Source organism: Roseimicrobium sp. ORNL1 (genome assembly GCF_011044495.1).
GTDB lineage: Bacteria > Verrucomicrobiota > Verrucomicrobiia > Verrucomicrobiales > Verrucomicrobiaceae > Roseimicrobium.
This window is the reverse complement of sequence record NZ_CP049143.1, coordinates 141,552-160,725: the sequence shown is the minus strand read 5'-3', so window position 1 is coordinate 160,725 and position 19,174 is coordinate 141,552. Positions and strand designations below refer to the sequence as shown.

The following is a 19,174-nucleotide window of genomic DNA, read 5'->3' as shown; positions in this document are numbered from 1 at the left end:
TCTCACATCGATGCCTGCGGCATAGGCTGCGACTTTCGGAGAAAGTCGGCTACTTTTCACTCGCATCGTCGGGGCCGACCTCGTAGTGCTCTGCATGGATTTTATCCCATACAATCCTTGGGAACCCATTGAAGTCACCGAAGGCAACCTGCCACACTGGCAGCAGGAAAGACGCACCTACTTTGTCACCTGGCGTACCGACGACTCCATCCCTGCAGAGCTCAGCCGGACATGGAATCGTGCACGCGATGCATGGCTTCATGCCAAAGGCATCACGTTGGAGAATCTCTTCACCCTGCCACCGGAAACGCAGCGAGAATACCACGAACGCTTCACGCATGTCTGGCATGACCATCTGGACCGGGGCCACGGTGCCTGCCACCTCGCCAAGCCTGCGGTGCGGACCCTCGTGGAGCAAGCCATCCGTCATTTTGACAATGACCGCTACCAGCTCGGCGACTTCGTGCTGATGCCGAATCACGTGCATCTGCTTGTCTCGTTGGAACCAGCGCAATCCATCACCAAGCAGTGCTTCTCATGGAAGCGATTCTCTGCCGGGAGAATCAATGAACTACTGGGGAGAAGCGGCACCTTCTGGCAGCCGGAAAGCTACGACCACATCGTGCGGACCCCGGAAGCCCTGATGACCATTCAGAACTATATTGCCAACAATCCCGCCAAGGCCGGTCTGGGTCCGGGGACGTTTACCCACTTCCGACGCGAAGACTGGCGATACCTCCGCTAGCAACGCGCAAAGCAGCCCATTTCAAAGTAGCCGACTTTCTCCGAAAGTCGCTGCCCTCACATCTCACGATGCCTGCGGCATCTGGCTGCGACTTTCGGAGAAAGTCGGCTACCCACAAGGCCGCCACTGGGCGCGGCGACACGACCATTCCACCTTGACTTCCGTCAATTTAAGTGTTCATAAGAACACTTATGAAATCACCCATTCATGATGTCGTCGAGCGCACGCCCCAGAGTGGGGATGCGGTGCGGGTGTGGCTGGAGGACGGGACGGAGACCACGGCCATCTTCAGCGCGGTGTGGTGGGACCGTGCCCGAGGGCGCTGTATCCAACCCGTCCGGTGGCAGGGGCTGGAGGAGTCGTGGCGCGAGGGTGCTGCCGGGGACAAACAGCCCGAATTGGGGCTAAATCCATAAAGCCTTGTTTCTGAGATGAATGCGCAACTGTTGAGCATTCGTTATTCGTGCTTTTCGTACCATCGTTCGTACCCCCCAGCCCCAAGGAGGGGCGACTTTAGTCGCCCACTTCTCGCGCCCGAAGCGCGAGGCAACGGCAGCTAAAGCAGCCGCTCCTTGGGAGAACCCGTCGCTCTCAATCGTCCCTCTTCCCTACCCCATGTCCTCGCGTATGGCCCCGACCTTCCCCCTCCCCTCGACCCCTGCTGTGGTCGAGGTCCCGGACGTTGATGCCGACCCCGGTGAGGAGGACATCGCAGGCCTGGAAGGGGATGCGTTGCGGCGCTACCGGGAGTCCCGGCAGCGGGCGTTCCGGTTCATCCATGCAGAATGGCCGAAGCTCCATGAGGAAGCGGTGGCGAGCTGGATGCTCTGGTACGCAGAAATCGATCTACGGCAGGCCGTGCGCGACTGCGAGGCATTGGATGCCCAGCGCGTGCATCTGGGTCTGCGCCCCATCTACCTGGAGAACGCCGATGGCTTTGATGCGCCGGAGGCCCTGCACTCCCTCTACTGGCGCGCCTGGCAGCAGGTGTGCGGTCACACCCGCGGGGACAAGCCCTTCCGCGCCGCCCTGCAACGTGGCGACCGCGAGACCGCCACGGACAAACTCCTCCTGGACCGCCTCCGCGAAACCTTGCGGGACGGATGGAGCCTCGCCGAGGCCTTCAGCGTACATCAGGCACAGTGTGCGCAGCGCGTGCGCTTGGGCCGCATCGACTTCACCATCGCCCTCGGCAAGCTCCTGGATGAAGCCCAGCGCCGCCCGGAGAAGTTCACCCGCAACTGCAAGGACTGGCTCCTGCGGATGTGGTTCCCCCTGCACCTCTGGGAATGCCCCGCCGATGGCGAGGAAGCATGGTCGCGCCTGATACAAGCCGCCGCCTTGCAGCGCCGGCAGGTGGTGACGCATACGCAGTTTTATGCGGCGTGGAGGAACTTGAGGAGTGGGATGAAGGGGTGAGGTGCATTCACTTGATGGCGAATAGAAAAAATCTTGGCATTCAGTAAGCGTCCGGCTATAAGGGCTCGATGGTGGTGCTAGAAGCCCTCAAGGGTGGTTCGAAATTTCCGTTCGACATGCTGAAATGCGAACGGGAGTCTGTTGTCGGCTATTGGGACTGGTGGTGGGAGGGTCGCGATATGGGCGTTCTGGACAGGCCCTACACAATTTCAGACAGTGACCCAATACTTAGGCCCACGGATTCGAAGGAGACCATCGACACAAATGGCGACTACGATCACTTCGACGACGTGTTCCAGAAACTCCTCAGCGACGGGATACTTCCCCGTGGCCGTGCGATATCGCGCACAGCATATCGCAGCGCCGTGGTTGACTACCTCTGTGGGCTCGCGCCCCAACTACCGGAGCCCCTTGTAATTTTTATGGGCGGTGGGTACGGAGCCGGTAAGACTTCCACCATCAAGTACTTAAGCAGTTCAGGAGTATTGCCAGGTCGCCTCCCCCAATGCGCCCTGCACGGCGTAGACTATTGCAAGCAGGTGCTTCCAGAGTTCAATCTCGTAAAATCAGTGTCCGATGGACGAGCAAGCGAAATATGCCAGAACGAATCGCGTCTCATCTCCGACACTTTGTTTGCCACACTAATCTCCGAGAAGCGAAGTTTTGTCTGGGACTCATCCATGTCTGATTACGAGAAGACTCTTCCTAAACTCGATTATGCCAAGAAGAACGAATACCAAGTAGGCATGTTCGGCGTATTGACAGATCTGGAGGTAGCAAAGCGACGCGCCATGAAGCGGGCCTGCGATACGGGCCGGTTTGCGCATCCTGGATACCTCGAGGGTTCGCACCGAAAATTCTGGTCCAATTTGGACCAGTATGTGCGTTATCCCTTCGACTTTCTCTACATTCTTGAGAACTCAATTGATTTGGATACCCCTGAAAACCAACCGATTATTGCACTCAAACAACCCGAAGATTCTGAAGTGCAATTTATTGACTCAGACACGTATCGCTCTTACACTTCCAATCCCTCGTAAGTATCATGAACAAGCAAAAGCCACTGAAAGGGCACACACTGGCAGCCGAATTTGGACTCAACCCCATGGGGTTCTCCAAGTTTGTGAAACAAAATGACGAAGAGCTGCGCCGCCAGCGCGAAGGCAAGGAAGAGCGCCTCCGGCGTGCCCTCCTGTCCAGGAAGACTTGGGCACAGTGAGCAACAGATTTCCAAAAGAAGGGAGCGGGCTAACGTCCGCTCCCTTTTTTTGTGCCCCAACAATCTCTCCACTTACAGCTGCAACTGGTGACAAGACACCGGGCGACATTTCTTCGCTTCGAGGGACACTGGCACGCATGAAGAACAAGAACGTGCGTGCTTCTGAGAACACTGCAGCTCCGAGCTCGGTGCCTGTTCCACCACCCACTCCCACTCCCTCCCCCTTCCTCACGCCCCAGCAGCTCGCCGCACGCTGGCAGTGCAGTGTGGTGAAGCTGCGGAGGATGCGCAAGGCATGGACGCTCCCGGCGCACACAGTGGGGAGTCATATCCGGTTCATGCTGGCGGATATCGAGAAACTGGAGGCGGGGTGGAGGACGGGGATACACGTGGCGTCCACCAAGGAGGGGCAGCCTCACCTGGCACATGAACGTCAGGGCTAGATTATCGAAGCTGTGCCGAAGGCCTTGGACTGCGTGCAGCCTGCTGCCGCTTTCCTAAAGTGCAGCCTGCTGCACGCTGTGCCGCGACGAAGTCGCCTATCGTTTCCCGGTGGAGTGAGATCACCAGCGAGTGTCACCATCGCCACAGCAGGCTGTGGACTCTTCAAAGCGGCAGCAGGCTGCACGCAGTCCAAGGACGCTTCGCGTCAGCTTCTAACCGCAACGTCCGCAGCGCGCCTTCCGTCCCGGGAGCACGGGAGAAAATGGAGGGTTGTGAAACAAATTACACCAGGTCCCACCGCAATGCTCTCCCTCCTCGACCGCGCCATTGCCTATCTCGCGAAGATGCCACCAGCCATCTCCGGCCAGGGCGGGCATGTGGCCACGTTCAAGGCAGCGGTGGTGCTGGTGAAGGGATTTGCGCTGAGCGAAGCGGAGGCGCTGCCGATACTCCAAGGTTGGAATGTGCTGTGTGATCCACCATGGACCGAGCGCGAGTTGCGGCAAAAGCTGCGCAGCGCGGCGAGGAGCAGCACGATGCGGGAAGGGTGTCTACGTGGTGAGGCGGAGGTCCACCCTGCCAACCATTCTCTTCACGACGAGAAGCCTCACTCGCACGCACACGAAGACGACCACCACCGCGCCGCACGTCTCCGCAAAGCATGGCCGCGCTTCACGCCACTCACGGCGGACCCGGTTCGCATCGAGTCTCTCGCGAAGCTGCGTCATCTCCCACCCGCTGCCGTGCAGCTCACGGCGCGGCTCGGGTATCTGGGCCACACGGTGTATCAGGGTCACCACTGCTATGCCGTGGGTGAGGACACCTTTGCCCAGGTGCGGAAGTTCAGCGGCGAAGCCTTCCTGCGCAAAGATGGCAGCACGGTGAAGGCGCTCAATCTCCCCGGCAGCCGTGGCGCCTTCCTGGGCCAACGCATGGTGCAGCGCTGGAACCGCGCGCGCATCCTGCTGGCGGAAGGATCACTCGCCCTGGTGGAAGGCATCGCCGCCGCATGGCTGGTGGAGCGACCCGATTGGATAGTACTGGCCGCCACGAGTGCGAGTTCACGCTTCGAGCGTTGCCCGGAGCTACTCGCTGCCCTGCGCGGTCGCCAGGTGCGCATCCTGCCCGATGCGGATGAGACCGGCCTCAATGCCGCAGGCGTGTGGCTCAGCGAACTGCGAAACGCCGGCGTCCTCGTGGATGCCGCTGGCCTCCCTCCCGGCTGCCACGACCTCGGCGATGCCGTGGCCCAACCCAAGCGCTACGGCGCCTTCCTGCGCGGGCTCTTTTCCTGATTCACCAAACGCACATCCTCACTTCTCCAACCTGAAACCGCATGAGCAACCGGACCAGCAGCATGATGCACGTGAACACAGACACCAGCGACGGCAGCGAGAGTGAAGCCACCGTCTTCCACGCACTCGACCTCACCGCCACCGCCGGATACCAGAAGCATCAGGAACACTCGCAAGAGGCGACGGCGACCTCCGAGCCACCACTTCCCGAGGAAGGGCAGACGAAAACAGGAGACGAAGAAACGAAAAGCACGAATAACAATTCCTCTGACGAACCGCCCAAGTTCGATGAGGCGGCGTTGTATGGCCCTGTGGGTGAAATTGTCCGGGCGATTCTTCCGCATACGGAGTCAGATGCGGTCGCTGTCTACGTGCAGCTGCTCGTCGGGCTGGGCAGTCTTATCGGCCCCTCTCCCTACTTCATCGCGGATGGTTCGCAGCATCGCCCCAACCTGTTTGCCGTCGTCTGCGGTCGCACGGCGAAGGCCCGCAAGGGCACCTCATGGCAGCAGGCCCGCATGGTGCTGGAGGAAGTGGATGAGGACTGGGCACGCCGACGCGTGAAATCCGGCACGGTCTCCGGCGAGGGCATCACGCAAGTGTTTGAGGAAGGCGGCGACCGTCGCCTGCTGCTCGTGGAAGGTGAGTTCGCCCAGGTACTGCAAGTGCTCAAGCGCGAAGGAAACACCGTCTCCGTCCTGCTGCGCCAGGCATGGGATGGACAACGCATCGCCGTGCTGCGACGCACCGACCCGATTGAAGTGGAAGGCGCGCATCTCTCCATGATTGGCCACATCACCGTGCCCGAGTTGCATCGCCTGCTCGCCCAGGTGGACATGAGCAACGGCCTCGCGAACCGCTGCCTCTGGCTGCATGCCGACCGCTCCAAGCTCCTCCCGGAAGGCGGCGGTACCCCCGAGTATCGTTCTCCCCTGGAGCGCATACGCACCGCCGTGCAGAGCGCCCGCGTCCGCAATGAAGTGAAGCGCGATCGCGATGCCACCCGCCTCTGGGCAAACATCTACGCCGAACTCAGCGAGCCGCCTGCAGGCCGTCTCGGCGACCTGCTGTGTCGCGGTGAGGCCCAGGTCATGCGACTCGCCCTCCTCTTCGCCCTGCTGGATGAATCCAAGCACATCCACTGCGACCACCTCAACGCCGCCCTCACCCTCTGGCAATACATCGAGGCCTGTACCAAGCACATCTTCGCCGACGTCTGTTACAGCGCCAAGGGCCAGCGCCTGTGGAACGCTCTCCAGCATCGCCCCCTAACCTTCACCGACATTCACACCCTCTTCAGCCGCAACCTCCGATCCGGCGAACTGGAGCAACTGCTGAAGGAACTCGCGCCGCGCATTGAAGTGCAGCCGACAAAGAACAACGGTGGGGAAGTGCTGGTAAGGGCGCGGTGAGTGATTGTTCGGCCATCACCTCACTCTGTCTATCATGGCCAAACTCGAAATGAAGGCGCACAGTGCCCGTATGGGACATCGGCCAAATCTCGAAGGAGGTCATCTTCTTCCTCTGTGAGGATACCGTCCCCCTCCCTCAGCATCTTTAACAAAATCTCATAGGCCGCCTGCCAAGTCATCCCATCGTCTTTCATCCTTACAAGAACTTGCCTTCCTTCCATGATGGCCTCTTTGGCTGCAATGGCCTTCATCAATTCGTCACGCCAATGAGCTTCGTCTTTCATGGTTGGATGCTTCACCCAAACAAACTCATCTGCGCCTCGGAGGCCACTGAGATCTTTTCGATGCGCAGTTTCTTTTTCACGGGCGCGCTTCCATTAGCGTCATCGGCAACATCGTTGTCATCATCCTCACCCTCCTCTGCGACAGAGGCACTCGCGCCATCGACATTCGCATTCACGTTAGCACCTGCGCCACCTGCGCTCGCACCACCACCCACCGCCTTCCCCTTCCGCCTTGTCGGCTTCTTCACCACAGGCGTTTCGATTTCCTCCAGAATGGGCAGGGGTTTCACGGCCACTTCATTCGGAGGATGTCCTGCTTCCAATCTCTCCAAGATTTGTCGCGCGCGTTGCAGGACGCTCTCGGGCAAGCCAGCGAGTCTTGCGACCTGGATGCCGTAGCTTTTCTCGGCGCTGCCGCCCGGTGCCTGCATGTCCACGGTTCGAATCTCCCAGGCGCTGCACGCAAGCGGGAGCGTGCCAGGGTGGTGTTCCGCCGCGGGGGTGGCTCATCGCATCACAAGACGTTTCCAGTTCCCTGCACCTCCCTATTCACCGGTCGGTCGTGCGAAAGACAAGACAGGTCGATGCAGGTCAAAGGTGGACGATGTGTAAGCGTTTGTTTGTTTGTTTACAGCTGGGGAGAGCGGACCTCCTTCCAGCATCCATTGCCTCGGCGGCCTGCGTGTGCTTTGTGTAGGGGAGTCGCTCCCACTCGCTCTCTCGCTCTACGCCGCCGTCTCATGCGCTACCGCACCAAGCTCTCCATCGCCCTTGTGGGATTGACGGCGCTGTCGTGCGGGCTGCTGGTGTGGCTGGTGTACCGTGGCGCGAGCAATCTGCTGTTCCGCCAGGTGCAAGGACGTGTGCTGGCCATCGCATCCACGGGCGCGCTGAATTTCCCCATCGAGGCGCATGAGCGGCTCCGCACCCGCGCGGATGAGACGGGCGCGGACTACCTGAAGGTGGAGAAGTACCTGCGCGACATCCGTGATGCCAACCAGGACCCGGAGATGAAGGTCATCTTCGTCTACACCATGCGACCCTCGGCGACGAAGCCCGGGAAGTGGGAGTACATCTCGGATGGCGAGGAGCAGGGCACCAAGGACAAGTCACACGTTGGGGATCCGGTCGAATTCGAAGGTGTCGCGGGCACCGAGCTGGAACTGGACCGGCCCAAGGTGAATCCGGACTACACTACGGACGATTTCGGTGTCTGGCTCACGGCCAATGTCCCGCTGCGGGATGCCTCCGGCAAGGCGGTGGCGCTGATGGGTGTGGATGTGGCGGCGGACTCGGTGCGCGCGGAGATGCACCGCATGCTGTACATCACCATGGGGGCCGTGGCCATGGCCAGCGTGCTCTCGCTGCTGGCCTCCCTCAAGCTGGCGAAGTGGGCCAGTTCCCCGCTGACCCTGGTCAAGGCCACCCTCAACGAAATCAGCTCCGGCAATCTCGAAGCGCGGATCAACCTGGATCACGACGACGAGTTTGGCGAGGTGGGGCGCGCTGTGAACCGGATGGCTCTTTCGCTGCAGGAGCGTGCGACACTGAAAGACGCGATGTCCCGCTCGGTGCCGGGACATGTGGCGGAACGCATCGCATCTTTGCGGGATCTTCCTGCGCTCACTGGATCACGGCGGCGCATCACCGTGATGGTTTGCAACATCCACAACTTCACGCGCCTTTCCAGCGCCTTGGAGCCCGAGAAGGCAGTCGGATTTTTGAATGAGTTTTTCGAGGAAATGGTCGGGGCCGTGTTCCAGCATCATGGCACTTTGGACAAGATGCTGGGGGATGGACTCATGGCGCTCTTCGGCACGCCTGAAGAGGACCCGCATCATGCATTGCACGCACTCAAGGCGGCGATGGACATGCAGGTTCGCTTTGCAAAGGTTCAACAGAAGTGGATGCCCGATCCCTCCGGTCATTTTTCCATGGGCATGGGCATCGGTCTGCACACGGGGGACGCGCTGGTGGGCAACCTCGGCTCCAAAGACCGCATGGAGTACACGGCCATTGGCGAGACCGTGAAAATCGCTGCGCGACTGGAAGCAGCCACGGAAGAGAACCGGTGCTCCATCCTTCTCAGTCGTGAAACCGCCGGCGAAATCCCGGTGCACATCCCACTGCGCCAGGTGGGTGTGGTCAACGCGCGTGGCATCCTACCGTCCATGGCCGTATTCACCCCGCAGCCCACGGCCCCGGCGAAGGCGTGACGCGTTCGTCACCTCGGGATTGATCCCGGGCGGTCCCACGGTAACGGGAGAGCATGCGCCTCACTCTTCCCAAATGGTTCGACCTCCACACCCACTTCCGCCAGGGGCCAGCGATGGCTGCCTATGTGCAGGCGCACAGGGACATGGGCTGTGCCGGGGCGCTGGCGATGCCGAATACCCAGCCACCGGTGAGCCGGGTGGCGGGACCGGCGCAGGGCGATGGATGGTCGATTGAGAGCTATGCCGCGGATCTGCGTGCCGCCGGTGCGGAGGCGTTTGAGCAGCTCATCGTGCCGCTGTACCTCACCCGCCAGACCACGGCGGAGATGATTCGCGAGGGCTCGGCCTCGGGCGTGCTGAGGGCGTGCAAGTACTACCCACCGCACGGCACGACGAACGCCGAGCATGGGATGCCGATGGATGAGCTCATCGGCAGTGATGTCTTCCGGGCCATGGAAGAGGCGGGCGTGGTGCTCTGCATCCACGGGGAACAGCATGCGCTGAGCGGCCCGGATTACATCGATGCCCAGCAGAATGCGGAGACGCGCTTCTATCGCGAGCGCATGCCACGACTTGTGGAGGCGCATCCGAAGCTGCGGATTGTGTGCGAGCATATCACGACGCGCACGGCAGCAGAGTTCGTGGCGGGAGCGCCGGAGCACGTGGGTGCAACGATTACTCCACAGCACCTGCTCTACACGCTGGGGCATCTCATTCAGGGACTGAAATATCACCTCTACTGCCTGCCGGTGGTGAAGTTCCAGGATGACCGAGCGGCGCTGCGGCAGGCGGCGACGACTGTCGGGCAGGTGAAGTTCTTTGCGGGCACGGACAGCGCGCCGCATACAACGAAGGCCACCGCCTGTGGCTGTGCGGCAGGTTGCTTCACCGGGGGGTGCGCGCCGCAGCTTTATGCGATGGCATTTGAGGAGGCAGGTGTGGACCTCGGAACTGAAGAGGGACGGACGCTGTTCGAGCGCTTCTTGAGCCTCAACGGTCCTGCGTTCTACGGCTTCGCAGCTTCCTCGCAGCAGTTCCATCTGGAGAAGGCTCCCTCACAGATTGCCCTGCTTGAGACTGCAGCCGGTCCCGTGACACCGCTTCCTGTGGGGATGGGGATTGAGCTGACGTGGCGGATCGTGGGGTGAGGCGGGCAGCTCCTCGCGTGTCTAGCTCAGGTTCAGGCCCGCTTGCCACGCCCTGGACCACCAAACACCTTCTGCCCCAAGGCATACACGGTGCATCCCAGCAAAATCAAAGGCAGCAGCATTGCCAGCCCTCCGCAGAAGACGCTGAACTTCCAGTTGGCGACCACGAACATGCTCAGCTCTGTCGCCTTCGGGTCCTTCAGGAAGGCGTTGGACCTCTCCAGCACGGAGTCGAGATTGAAGGGCGTCACAGGCACCGCGAACTCCTGATTTTCACCCTTGATGACCAGGAAGCCCTGGTCCTCGGACGTGACCTTCTCGTTGCGACCGTTGCGCCTCTCGGTCCTGGTGGACCCACCCTTGAAGTCCCTGCCCACCCCGACCACAGGATCAATCGTGGCCGTCTTGAAAGGGATGACGAAGTACAGGCAGGTTCTGGCATGAGCGGTGACCCGCTCACCGTGCCGCTCAAACCTGACCCACGATACCGGAGCGAGTGCCGTGACCAGTGCCGGAATGCCGAGGCAGACGAGCAGGGCAAAGAACTGGAGGAAGAGGTTGAGTGGATCGAGTTTCTTACCCCCGGTATTTCCTACCTGCGGGGCGTCGTCGAAGATGGGGCTGACACTTCTGCTCACAAATCTCCTTCACGCATCAAGGCGTGCATCATGCAATGGAAAAAGTGAGGTCACTTTGACTCTTGCTTCTTGGGCTTTCCCCCACCCTGCGGCACCACTTTCACGGCGTCAGCGGGGACGGGAGCTTGAGCGGGAGTGAGCAGGGGCAGGTCCGCGGGAAGGTGCTTCACAAAGAAATCTTTGTACTGAATCTTCATCACCGGGCCCACGTGCACCTGCACGGCGATGACACCCTCCAAGGCACGGCCGGTCTCATCCAGGTCGATGACATCCACGGTCTGCACGCCATCGATCCAGTGCTGGTGGTGATTGCCTTCCACGAGGACGCGGTAGTCATGCCACTCGTCCGGTGGGAAGACCTGGGTGGGCAGCTTCCCCACGACCCACGGCTGGCCCTGCGGGTCGATGACCACCTTCTCCCCGGTGTGCGCAAGGATGCGACGACCACGTTCCTCATAGAGCATGCCGTTGTAGTCTTCGCGGGCCGGGACGACATCGCACTGATACCCTGTGACCACCCACTCGCCCAGGTCGGGCCGCTCCTTGCCGCGGTACTGCAGGCCGCTGTTGCCACCCTTGGTGACCTTGACCTTCACGCGCAGTTCGAAGTTCTTCACCTGCCCGCCTTTCCACGTGATGAAGCGGTTGTAGTCCAGCTTGCCATCAGTCACGCCGGTCAGGCAGCCGTCTTCCACGGACCAGTATTTGTCACTGCCACTCCAGCCGTCCAGGTTCTTCCCATTGAAGATGGCGGTGAATCCCTCCGGCGGGGATGGCGCCTTGTCTTCCGCAGCGAGGGGAAGTGTGAAAGCGAGGAGCGAAAGGAGAGGGAGAAGTCTGCGCATGATGTTTTGCTTTGAGGTGTGCGGCTGGGGCTGCTCATAAACGGTGCCATGGCCCGACTCTCTATCACGATCCGTGATCACCAGATACAAGGTGATCCTTGCCGTTGCGCGCCTTGCCTTGACTTACCTTCAAGCAAACGCGGTAGTAGCGTCAGACTTCCTCATGCATTCGCTCAACACCATCGCCACCCTGCGCACGTGCTACACGGGCAAGTTCGGTGTGCCGCGTCAATCCGGGCTCGCGTCGAGCGCGTGGGGTGTAATTGAGTTTGAGCCGGCGTATCGGCGTGAGGAGGCCGTGCGTGGCATTGAGGAGTTCAGCCATCTGTGGCTCATCACGATGTTTCACCTGGTGGAGGAAGAACCGAAGTCCCTCATGGTGCGGCCACCGAAGCTGGGTGGGAATGAACGCAAGGGGGTGTTTGCCACACGCTCGCCTTTCCGCCCGAACCGCCTTGCCTTGACGGTGGTGAAGCTGGAACGGGTGGAGCGGGAAGGAGAAGGCGCACCGAGGTTGTTTGTGTCCGGTGTGGATCTCGTGGACGGCACGCCGGTCTTCGACATCAAGCCGTATGTGCGGTATGCGGACTCGATTCCCGAAGCGCGCAGTAGCTTTGCGGATACGCCGCCGCCCACCGTGCCGGTGCGATGGGAGTGTGAGAGCGCCGTGCCGGATGAGGTGCGTGAGGTGATCTCGCAGTCACTCGCTCTGCAGCCGCAGCCGGCGTATCACGAGGATACCGCGCGTGAGTATGCCACCGAGATATCCGGATGGCGGGTGCGCTGGGTCATGGCGGAAGAAGGCGTGTGCGTGAAGAGCTGTGAGAAAGTGGACTGAAAGGTTGGCCGCAAAGAGACGCAAAAGGCACAAAGGTTGAGTCAGGGGTGGATGGAGATGCCAGGAATGTTCTTGCGCCGGTCATGTGAATAGAACATGCACATGCGCAGATGAGCGAACGTGATACGACCCTCCCCATCCGTGCGGCCACGGAAGTGCTGGCAGCACATGGCATCGTGCCGGACCGGTGTGAGATTTTGCAGAATGGTCACACGCTGGTGCTGCGACTCACGGAGGATCTGGTGGCACGCGTGGTGCAGGATGTGGATGGCCCACGGCAGGGGACTGAATGGTTCGCGCGGGAGAATGCGATTGCGCAGCATCTCACGGAGCAGGGAGCGCCCGTGATACCGCTGCATGCTGCGCTGCCGCCGGGACCGCATGAACATCTTGGCTATCCGATGAACTTCTGGAAGTTCGTCACGGCCATCAAGGAAGAGCCAAAGCCGGAGGATATCGGCAGCACGTTGTACCAGTGTCATGAGGTGTTGCGCACCTGCACCCAACCGCTGCCCAAGCTGGCCATCATCACCGAGAGTGCCGCGCTGCTGGATGCGCTCGAGGAGAAGAACGCCTTTCCCACATCCACGCTGGAACTCCTGCGTGCTCATCTCTTGAGTTCGCTGCAGGTGCTGGGCGATTGCCCGCATCAAGTGCTTCACGGAGATGCGCACATGGGCAACCTCATGAACACCACCGTGGGCCTCTTATGGGCCGACTGGGAAGATACCTTTGCCGGGCCGGTGGAGTGGGACGTGGCCTCCATCATCTGGAATGCGAAACTCCTCGAGGAAGACCACGACACCGTGAATGGCATCCTCGCAGCCTATCGCGATGCCGGTGGGCGCATCGATGAGAATGTGCTCCACCAAAGTCTCATCGCCCGTGCGGCGGTGATGACGGCGTGGTATCCCGTGCTCTATCCCAACCCCAACGCGGAGCGGCAGCGCAAACTGCAGCTACGCATCGAGTGGCTGGAGAAGATGCGATAGGCAACAATCACCATCGCCACGCCAGAGTGGCGTGGTTAGAGCTTCGGCCTGAGCGTCTGCTGTTGCTGGATCTTGTTGTTCTGTTCCGGGGGCGTCCAGGAATCGCCATCTTTGGTATAGCCCAGCACGGTGCCGACTTTGGGGACCGATTGTTTGGTCTGGTCTGAACCATCAATCTTGTTGTCGCGATTGAGATCCTTCTCCTGGCGGTCGGCGGTGTCGATGACACCATCGCGATCCAGGTCACGGCTGCGGTCATCCAGGGAGTCCACGATGCCGTTGTGGTCCAGGTCCCGGCTCATGTCGGGCTTGGGCTGCTGGGGCGGAGGAGTGGTGGGTTTCGAGGTGCTGGCCATGACAGTAGGAGTGACAGGGTGAATAGGGTCTCTGTGGAAGGATTCGGCAGACCACCGGGAAAGTTACGCCCCTTCCGCTTTCCTGCGCTTACTTTTTCTCCACAGCCGGTGACAGGTTCGGCACCAGTTTCGGGTCGTATTTCGCTCCGGCTGAGACCTGAACGACGGTCATGCGCACCTTGGTGGGGAAGAATTTTTCGTGGTCCGGGCGCTTGTGGGCGTGGCCCTTGCCGCCGCTGTTGTCCTTGATGACGAGGTGCATCTCCTTGACGCCTTCGCTCCAGACGATGTCGCCATTCTGCCAGAACTGGGTCATGGGCACGTCCTTTTCATACACGCCCTTCTCCTTGTACACGTCCGTGTTGAAGCAGCCGTAGCCGTGATTTTGCCCCTTGTTGGGGATGTAGCACACGCTCCACGTGGTGGCCTCGCTGCCGGCAGGTTTCTCGATGACCTCCAGGCGCACGTGTGCAGTGCCATTGCGGTAGTCCACAGGAGCGGTCCAGTCCTTGGGACGCGCTTCATTCATCATCGGCCCGCGCACGTAGTAGTGGGAGGGACTGGGCTTGGCGTTGTCGGCCTGTTCCTTCGTGAAGGTGAAGGTCGTGTCGAAGAGCACGAACTGCTCGGCGCGGCAGAAGGAGGCGCAAACGACGAGGACAAAGAATGGAAGCAGGGCAGGGAGGAGCAGATTTCTTTTGTGCATGTCGTTGAGATCTGATTTAAAAAAAATGGTGCAGGTGACTCAGACTGTACTGGGCCATGGGTGCACATTCCAGACGATACTGCCAGGCAAGGCAACTGTGGAGTGGCCCAAACACTCCGGAATCACACGCATGAAAGGGACACCCACCAGGAGAAGACGGTTCGCGAAGTCCGTGGGGTTCCTCGCCGGGATCGCAATCCTTGGGGGCGCCGGATGGTGGTTCACCCGGAACCCGTACGACGCGCTGATAGGCACATGGAACTCAGCGAAGTCGGAGCAACTCTCCGGGTGGGCCGTGTCACTCGGGGATCCACATCAGCGCCTGCTGGCCATGGCGAGTGAAGATGGGACGCTCCAGGTCTTCCGCGAGGAATCCAGCGGCTGGCGGGAGATATGGAGGGATGCCTTTCCCAAGCGGACACGTGATTTCTTTGTGAATGTGCCCAGAGATGAATCCCGTCCCAAGAACTGGTGGGAGAAGGCACTCATCAAGGCGCGGCGCGTGTACGATCCCGAGTATCAGATGGACATGGCAGGCGCCGGAAACGTCGTCACCAGGAAGGCATTCAAGCCGAAGATGCTCTTTGCCGATCTCAATGGCGATGCCATCCTGGATCTCGTGGTTGCAGACGAGCGGCTGTGGCTGCTAGAGGGAACGGCGGAGGGCGGATTTTCACGCGTGTGGGAAAGCCCGGAGCGATTCTCATCGGACCGGAAGAATTTGGCCGCGCAGGATCTGGATGGCGATGGCAAGCCTGAAGTGATGCTCCTCAACTATCTAAGCGCACGCAAACCTCAACCAGAGTACGAGTGGAATTCCCTTCTGATCTACAGCATCAAGCCGGAATCGCAAAAGTGGCAGGTGCAACGCAAGACAGACATCCTGCTGACGGATTCGCACGGCTCGCACTCCACCTCTTCCCTCCTCGTTGGTGATTTTGATGGAGACAAGCAAATGGAAATCCTGGTGGCCAATGACAATGGTAGCGTATGGGTGCTGGAAATACGAGATGGCATGCTCACGCAGGTGGGCAATGCATGGCGGGTGCCTCAAGGCGGTGCGTGTAATCTGGGCAGTGGCGACTTGAATGGTGACGGCAGACCCGAGATGCTGGTGGGCACCAATGGGGGCAATATCTATGCGTGCGCCGTGAACACCGATGGGTCGATACGCGTGCTGGGCACAACCATGGCCGGACGGCTCGCCTACTGTGTCTGTGGTGTGGACGTGAATGGCGATGGCACGGAGGAGATGATGGCCGTGCGTGGCATGCGTGGCTACGCCGACATGAAAAAGGAAGATGTGATGGCCGAGCTGTGGACGCTGGATGAGAAGGCTGGCACCCTGGTACGTCGATGGGGCCAGCAGGTACCCGTGCAAGAGGATCCCATGGTCACGAACCTCGATGGTGGGCCACCCGAGGTGTTGATTCTTCACGGGAAGTACCGCCCGCGGGTTTTGAGACCCGAAGTTCCTGAGACAAAGTAGGACTGGCTTCGCGAAAGGATGCATGGAAACTCATGGAGCAAGCGCGACCGTTCTTCCGTTTCTGCGCCATGCATCTGTGCCTGCACTCCGCGCCTTGGCCCCTCCTGCTGGACGGTGCTGCCCGCAGCAAACAGGTGACAAGCACGAGCTACTACCGACTACGGCGTGGCCAGACGCTGGGTCACTTTTTGTGAGAGTGCCGCATTGTCCTTCAACTTCCGCTGGAACTGCCGGCGCAGCGTATCGAGCCGTCCGCGTTCGCCAGCGTTCTTGAGGTCCTCGGCGTGGTTTGCCAGGTCATTGAGCTGCGGAGTGAGTCCTGTCTCCTGTGCAGTGAGGGCTGCCTTGGAGGGCGTGGACTCGGCATAGCCGCCGAAGATGTTCTCAAGCTGGAGCAGCCACGCTTCCTTGCCGTCTTCTGAAAAAGCGCACCAGATCACCGAGCCATCTGGAGCGATGACTTCAAGTACGCGGCGATTGGCAATCACAGGCACCACCTTGTCCACGACCCAGGTCTCGCCATTCTTGGCACCGATTTCGAGTTCCCTGCCATTCCAGCGCAAGGTTCCGGGCTTGATCTTGCGCTCATCTGGGATGGATTCCCATGTCACGCCTTCGATGTCCCTGGGGAAGCTGGCGATGCGCTTGCCGGAGCCACCAGACGCCTTGAAGTTGATTTCGCCCGCCACCGTCGTCGGTGTCACATACTTGAGGTCATCGCTGAAGAAGTACCAGCCCGTATTGGCGCCCCGGAAGTTCAGCCGCAGTACACCGGCATCCACAAAGGCATGCTCGTAGGGACTACCCTGGCGACCGCCCGGCTTGATTTCAAACACGCTCTTCCCGTCGTACTTAAGATGCTTCAGCCCGGAGGTGCCCCGCAGGTTCCAGGTGATGTTCTCGATGCCCTTCGCAAACTTGGTGACTTCCGGATAAGCGTCTTGTGAAAGGGAGAGGCCGCAGAGAAGCAGATTCGCCAGCAGTAGCAGGGGAAGACGCGCGAACATATTAACCATCGTATCGATGCGTGCGGTCATTCGCAACCCGGAAACCGGATGCCTAGGGATTGACTGAGGTTCCCGTCAGGGAAGCGACCTGTGTGGCCACACTCTGGTCGTAGTCGCTGAGCGCGGCTTTGAGCTTTGCATCATCGGCCCCGTGTTGTTTCACCAGAGACTCAGCGTAGGCAAATGCGGATTTGAATTTCCCATCGCCATCCGCATCAACCCACACGGGATTGGTGGAGCCGATGACACGCGGCGCGAAGGTCTTGCTGCTCGGTTGGTAAGGACTCGGAATCTCCCAGTAAGGGGCGGTGACACCCGGGCCGGTGGCAATGACCACGAAATACACATCATGTTTTGGCTTGGGAATCGTCCACGTGACGCTCGCCTTCTCCCCCGGCTTGCCTTCATCGATAATCTTCTGTTCGCGGATGAGGATGCCATTGGCGTAAAGCTCCACACGGTCTGCCTTCGTCCAGGATGGGCCATAGACCCGGGCTGTCACGTTGATCGCACCCAAACTGGCGAACTGCTCTCCCACACCAAATTTGTCTCCTACGCTTATCTGGGCCAGCAATCCCATGCTCACGAGCAGTCGCCCTTGCTTGTAGCTCTGCCATGCTTTTTCCAGATTTATCTTCGAGGGGTCGGCATCCGGTACAGCGACGTAGGTCCTTCCCTGCCCCAGGATGAAACGGCTCACATCATGACTGTCGCTGGAGCCCACGGCGGCGATGCGATGGCCCCGGTTCAACAGTGCAAACCAGTCACGATAGAGCAGGTGAATGTCTGACTGCATGGCGCCAGAGGTGATGACTTCCATGGCATCGACCCCGCTCAGCGCTTGTGCATCCCGATGTTTGCCCGTCACCGGTGAGAACTGCAATCCACCAAATGGAACGAAACCGCTGTGCAGATCGCGCGGATGATTCAGCGTGATGACCTCCACACCGCCTCTGGCGCGCATGGCGGGGATGAGCGTGGACCAGTCGTCCTTGTTGTGATCCACTACAGGGGCATTGGGTGCGATGGGGAAGGCATTGAAGTGGCCGTGCTTCGTGGTGACCTCATTTCCCACCACGGACGTGAAGCGATCGCTGATGCCCATGCTCGTGGCGACGGGCGCGTAGTCCGTGTGGTGATTGTGATCCGTCGCAATGGCCAATTCAATGCCCTCACCTGCGATGGTGAGCATGCGCTCTTCCATCGTGGCGTCACCGTGCCCGCTATACGTGAGGGTGTGGATGTGGCTGTCTGCGGCAACCCAGCCCTCCGTGGGGACTTCGCGGGTGAGCTGGAGTTTCACCTCGGGGTTTTCACCGGCCTTCACGCGCAGCTTTGCCTCCGCCACGCTCCATTCGAAGCCGCGGCTCGAATAGAGGATGTACTCGCCGGGAGGCAGCGCGAGCTGGGTCTTTCCATGTTGCGTATAGACCACGCCGATGCGCACGGCGACCTCGTTCGCAGGTTGGGCCGCAAGGGCTGCCAGCGTGCCGTCCGCATGCGTGAGCGTGAGGCGGCAGGGAATGGCCTTGCCGGTACTCGCTTCGGTCACGGTGATGGGAAGGGTGGCTCCCCCGATAGCCTGGGCCTTTGGGATAGGCATAAGCCGCACGGGCCCGACTTCAATGTCATCAAGGTTCTGTGGCGCGGTGACCTCCAGCACATTCTCACCCTCTTTCAATGAACCCGGTGCAACAGCAAAGACCACATCCTGCGCAGGCTCTGCCGTGGTGAGGGCGCCGAGCTTCTTGCCATTCAGCAGCACCGGCCAGGTGAGCTTCACATTCTTCTGCCGGAGGATGAGCGTGTGCTCGATGGCGTTCGGTGTGGCGCTGAATTTCAGCGTCAGCGTTTCCCCATGCACCGGCATGTCCTTATACTCATCCCACTCATATTGGCCGGATTTACCGAGGTGCTGTGCCTTGGGTTCCAGGATGCGCACCTCCTGGGGCGACTCCGCAGCGAAGAACCATGCTGCCGCCATGACACCCAGGGCGGCGATGATGCGTGCAGCCTGCGGACGGGAGGATTTCAAATGGGAAGGAAGCGACATGTAGGGTCTTCCGCATACAGACCAACCGGCAAGCTCCTTTCAGATGTCCAGTCTCCAGCTTGTGAAGG

Annotated in this window: 20 protein-coding genes and 1 pseudogene; 13 read left to right on the top strand and 8 right to left on the bottom strand. The window is 60.3% G+C overall.

All coding sequences use genetic code 11. From position 1 onward, the window contains the following. Nucleotides 1–94: 94 nt before the first annotated feature. From G5S37_RS00575 to G5S37_RS00540, 8 genes are all read left to right on the top strand, one after another. On the top strand, nt 95–745 hold the full coding sequence (locus G5S37_RS00575; protein WP_165199690.1) for a transposase: 651 nt from the start codon (nt 95–97) through the stop codon (nt 743–745). Between the two features lie 191 nt (nt 746–936). Next, nucleotides 937–1,161, top strand: a complete 225-nt coding sequence (locus G5S37_RS00570) for a hypothetical protein (RefSeq protein WP_165199688.1) — start codon at nt 937–939, stop codon at nt 1,159–1,161. A gap of 211 nt (nt 1,162–1,372) precedes the next feature. After that, complete coding sequence (locus tag G5S37_RS00565; RefSeq protein WP_165199686.1) at nt 1,373–2,164, top strand: hypothetical protein; 792 nt, start codon at nt 1,373–1,375, stop codon at nt 2,162–2,164. A 68-nt stretch (nt 2,165–2,232) separates the two neighbouring features. Next, on the top strand, nt 2,233–3,204 hold the full coding sequence (locus tag G5S37_RS00560; protein ID WP_165199684.1) for a zeta toxin family protein: 972 nt from the start codon (nt 2,233–2,235) through the stop codon (nt 3,202–3,204). Nucleotides 3,205–3,209: 5 nt separating this feature from the next. After that, nucleotides 3,210–3,383: a hypothetical protein gene (locus G5S37_RS00555; protein ID WP_165199682.1), complete on the top strand. Its 174-nt coding sequence runs from the start codon at nt 3,210–3,212 to the stop codon at nt 3,381–3,383. Between the two features lie 137 nt (nt 3,384–3,520). Next, a complete protein-coding gene (locus G5S37_RS00550; RefSeq protein WP_165199680.1) occupies nt 3,521–3,826 on the top strand; it encodes a helix-turn-helix domain-containing protein in 306 nt (101 codons plus the stop codon). A 303-nt stretch (nt 3,827–4,129) separates the two neighbouring features. Beyond that, nucleotides 4,130–5,122, top strand: coding sequence for a hypothetical protein (locus G5S37_RS00545; protein ID WP_165199678.1), 993 nt, complete (start codon nt 4,130–4,132; stop codon nt 5,120–5,122). 41 nt (nt 5,123–5,163) lie between these two features. After that, a complete protein-coding gene (locus G5S37_RS00540; protein WP_165199676.1) occupies nt 5,164–6,534 on the top strand; it encodes a DUF3987 domain-containing protein in 1,371 nt (456 codons plus the stop codon). A 32-nt stretch (nt 6,535–6,566) separates the two neighbouring features. Here the strand turns inward: G5S37_RS00540 and G5S37_RS00535 are convergent, their stop codons facing one another. Together G5S37_RS00535 and G5S37_RS32815 are read right to left on the bottom strand one after the other, a co-directional pair. Further along, on the bottom strand, nt 6,567–6,818 hold the full coding sequence (locus G5S37_RS00535; protein ID WP_165199674.1) for a hypothetical protein: 252 nt from the start codon (nt 6,816–6,818) through the stop codon (nt 6,567–6,569). 311 nt (nt 6,819–7,129) lie between these two features. Continuing rightward, nucleotides 7,130–7,234: pseudogene (locus G5S37_RS32815) on the bottom strand (hypothetical protein); the annotation flags it as partial. Nucleotides 7,235–7,558: 324 nt separating this feature from the next. On the opposite strand from G5S37_RS32815, the gene G5S37_RS00525 reads away from it, so the two are divergent. Both G5S37_RS00525 and G5S37_RS00520 read left to right on the top strand, forming a co-directional pair. After that, the gene (locus tag G5S37_RS00525) at nt 7,559–9,034 is read left to right on the top strand and encodes an adenylate/guanylate cyclase domain-containing protein (RefSeq protein WP_165199672.1); all 1,476 of its coding nucleotides are present in this window, start codon (nt 7,559–7,561) and stop codon (nt 9,032–9,034) included. A 53-nt stretch (nt 9,035–9,087) separates the two neighbouring features. Beyond that, nucleotides 9,088–10,182: a dihydroorotase gene (locus G5S37_RS00520; protein ID WP_165199670.1), complete on the top strand. Its 1,095-nt coding sequence runs from the start codon at nt 9,088–9,090 to the stop codon at nt 10,180–10,182. 32 nt (nt 10,183–10,214) lie between these two features. On the opposite strand, the gene G5S37_RS00515 is transcribed toward G5S37_RS00520, so the two are convergent. Then, the gene (locus G5S37_RS00515) at nt 10,215–10,820 is read right to left on the bottom strand and encodes a hypothetical protein (RefSeq protein WP_165199668.1); all 606 of its coding nucleotides are present in this window, start codon (nt 10,818–10,820) and stop codon (nt 10,215–10,217) included. A gap of 50 nt (nt 10,821–10,870) precedes the next feature. Beyond that, the gene (locus G5S37_RS00510; RefSeq protein WP_165199666.1) at nt 10,871–11,665 is read right to left on the bottom strand and encodes a DUF1080 domain-containing protein; all 795 of its coding nucleotides are present in this window, start codon (nt 11,663–11,665) and stop codon (nt 10,871–10,873) included. 163 nt (nt 11,666–11,828) lie between these two features. Between G5S37_RS00510 and tsaA the strand changes: the two genes are divergently transcribed. Together tsaA and G5S37_RS00500 are read left to right on the top strand one after the other, a co-directional pair. Continuing rightward, entirely contained in the window at nt 11,829–12,503 is a 675-nt protein-coding gene (tsaA, locus tag G5S37_RS00505; RefSeq protein ID WP_165199664.1) for a tRNA (N6-threonylcarbamoyladenosine(37)-N6)-methyltransferase TrmO, read from the top strand. 110 nt (nt 12,504–12,613) lie between these two features. Next, on the top strand, nt 12,614–13,495 hold the full coding sequence (locus G5S37_RS00500) for a phosphotransferase (protein WP_165199662.1): 882 nt from the start codon (nt 12,614–12,616) through the stop codon (nt 13,493–13,495). A 35-nt stretch (nt 13,496–13,530) separates the two neighbouring features. On the opposite strand, the gene G5S37_RS00495 is transcribed toward G5S37_RS00500, so the two are convergent. Next, nucleotides 13,531–13,851 carry a hypothetical protein gene (locus tag G5S37_RS00495; protein WP_165199660.1) on the bottom strand — a complete coding sequence of 107 codons (321 nt, stop codon included), beginning with the start codon at nt 13,849–13,851 and terminating at the stop codon, nt 13,531–13,533. Nucleotides 13,852–13,939: 88 nt separating this feature from the next. Next, a complete protein-coding gene (locus tag G5S37_RS00490) occupies nt 13,940–14,557 on the bottom strand; it encodes a hypothetical protein (RefSeq protein WP_165199658.1) in 618 nt (205 codons plus the stop codon). 130 nt (nt 14,558–14,687) lie between these two features. Between G5S37_RS00490 and G5S37_RS00485 the strand changes: the two genes are divergently transcribed. Next, on the top strand, nt 14,688–16,046 hold the full coding sequence (locus G5S37_RS00485; protein WP_165199656.1) for a VCBS repeat-containing protein: 1,359 nt from the start codon (nt 14,688–14,690) through the stop codon (nt 16,044–16,046). 158 nt (nt 16,047–16,204) lie between these two features. Here G5S37_RS00485 and G5S37_RS00480 read toward each other — a convergent pair whose 3' ends face one another. After that, the gene (locus G5S37_RS00480; RefSeq protein ID WP_165199654.1) at nt 16,205–17,083 is read right to left on the bottom strand and encodes a hypothetical protein; all 879 of its coding nucleotides are present in this window, start codon (nt 17,081–17,083) and stop codon (nt 16,205–16,207) included. Nucleotides 17,084–17,105: 22 nt separating this feature from the next. Continuing rightward, nucleotides 17,106–19,106, bottom strand: a complete 2,001-nt coding sequence (locus G5S37_RS00475) for a CehA/McbA family metallohydrolase (protein WP_165199652.1) — start codon at nt 19,104–19,106, stop codon at nt 17,106–17,108. Nucleotides 19,107–19,174: the final 68 nt, after the last annotated feature.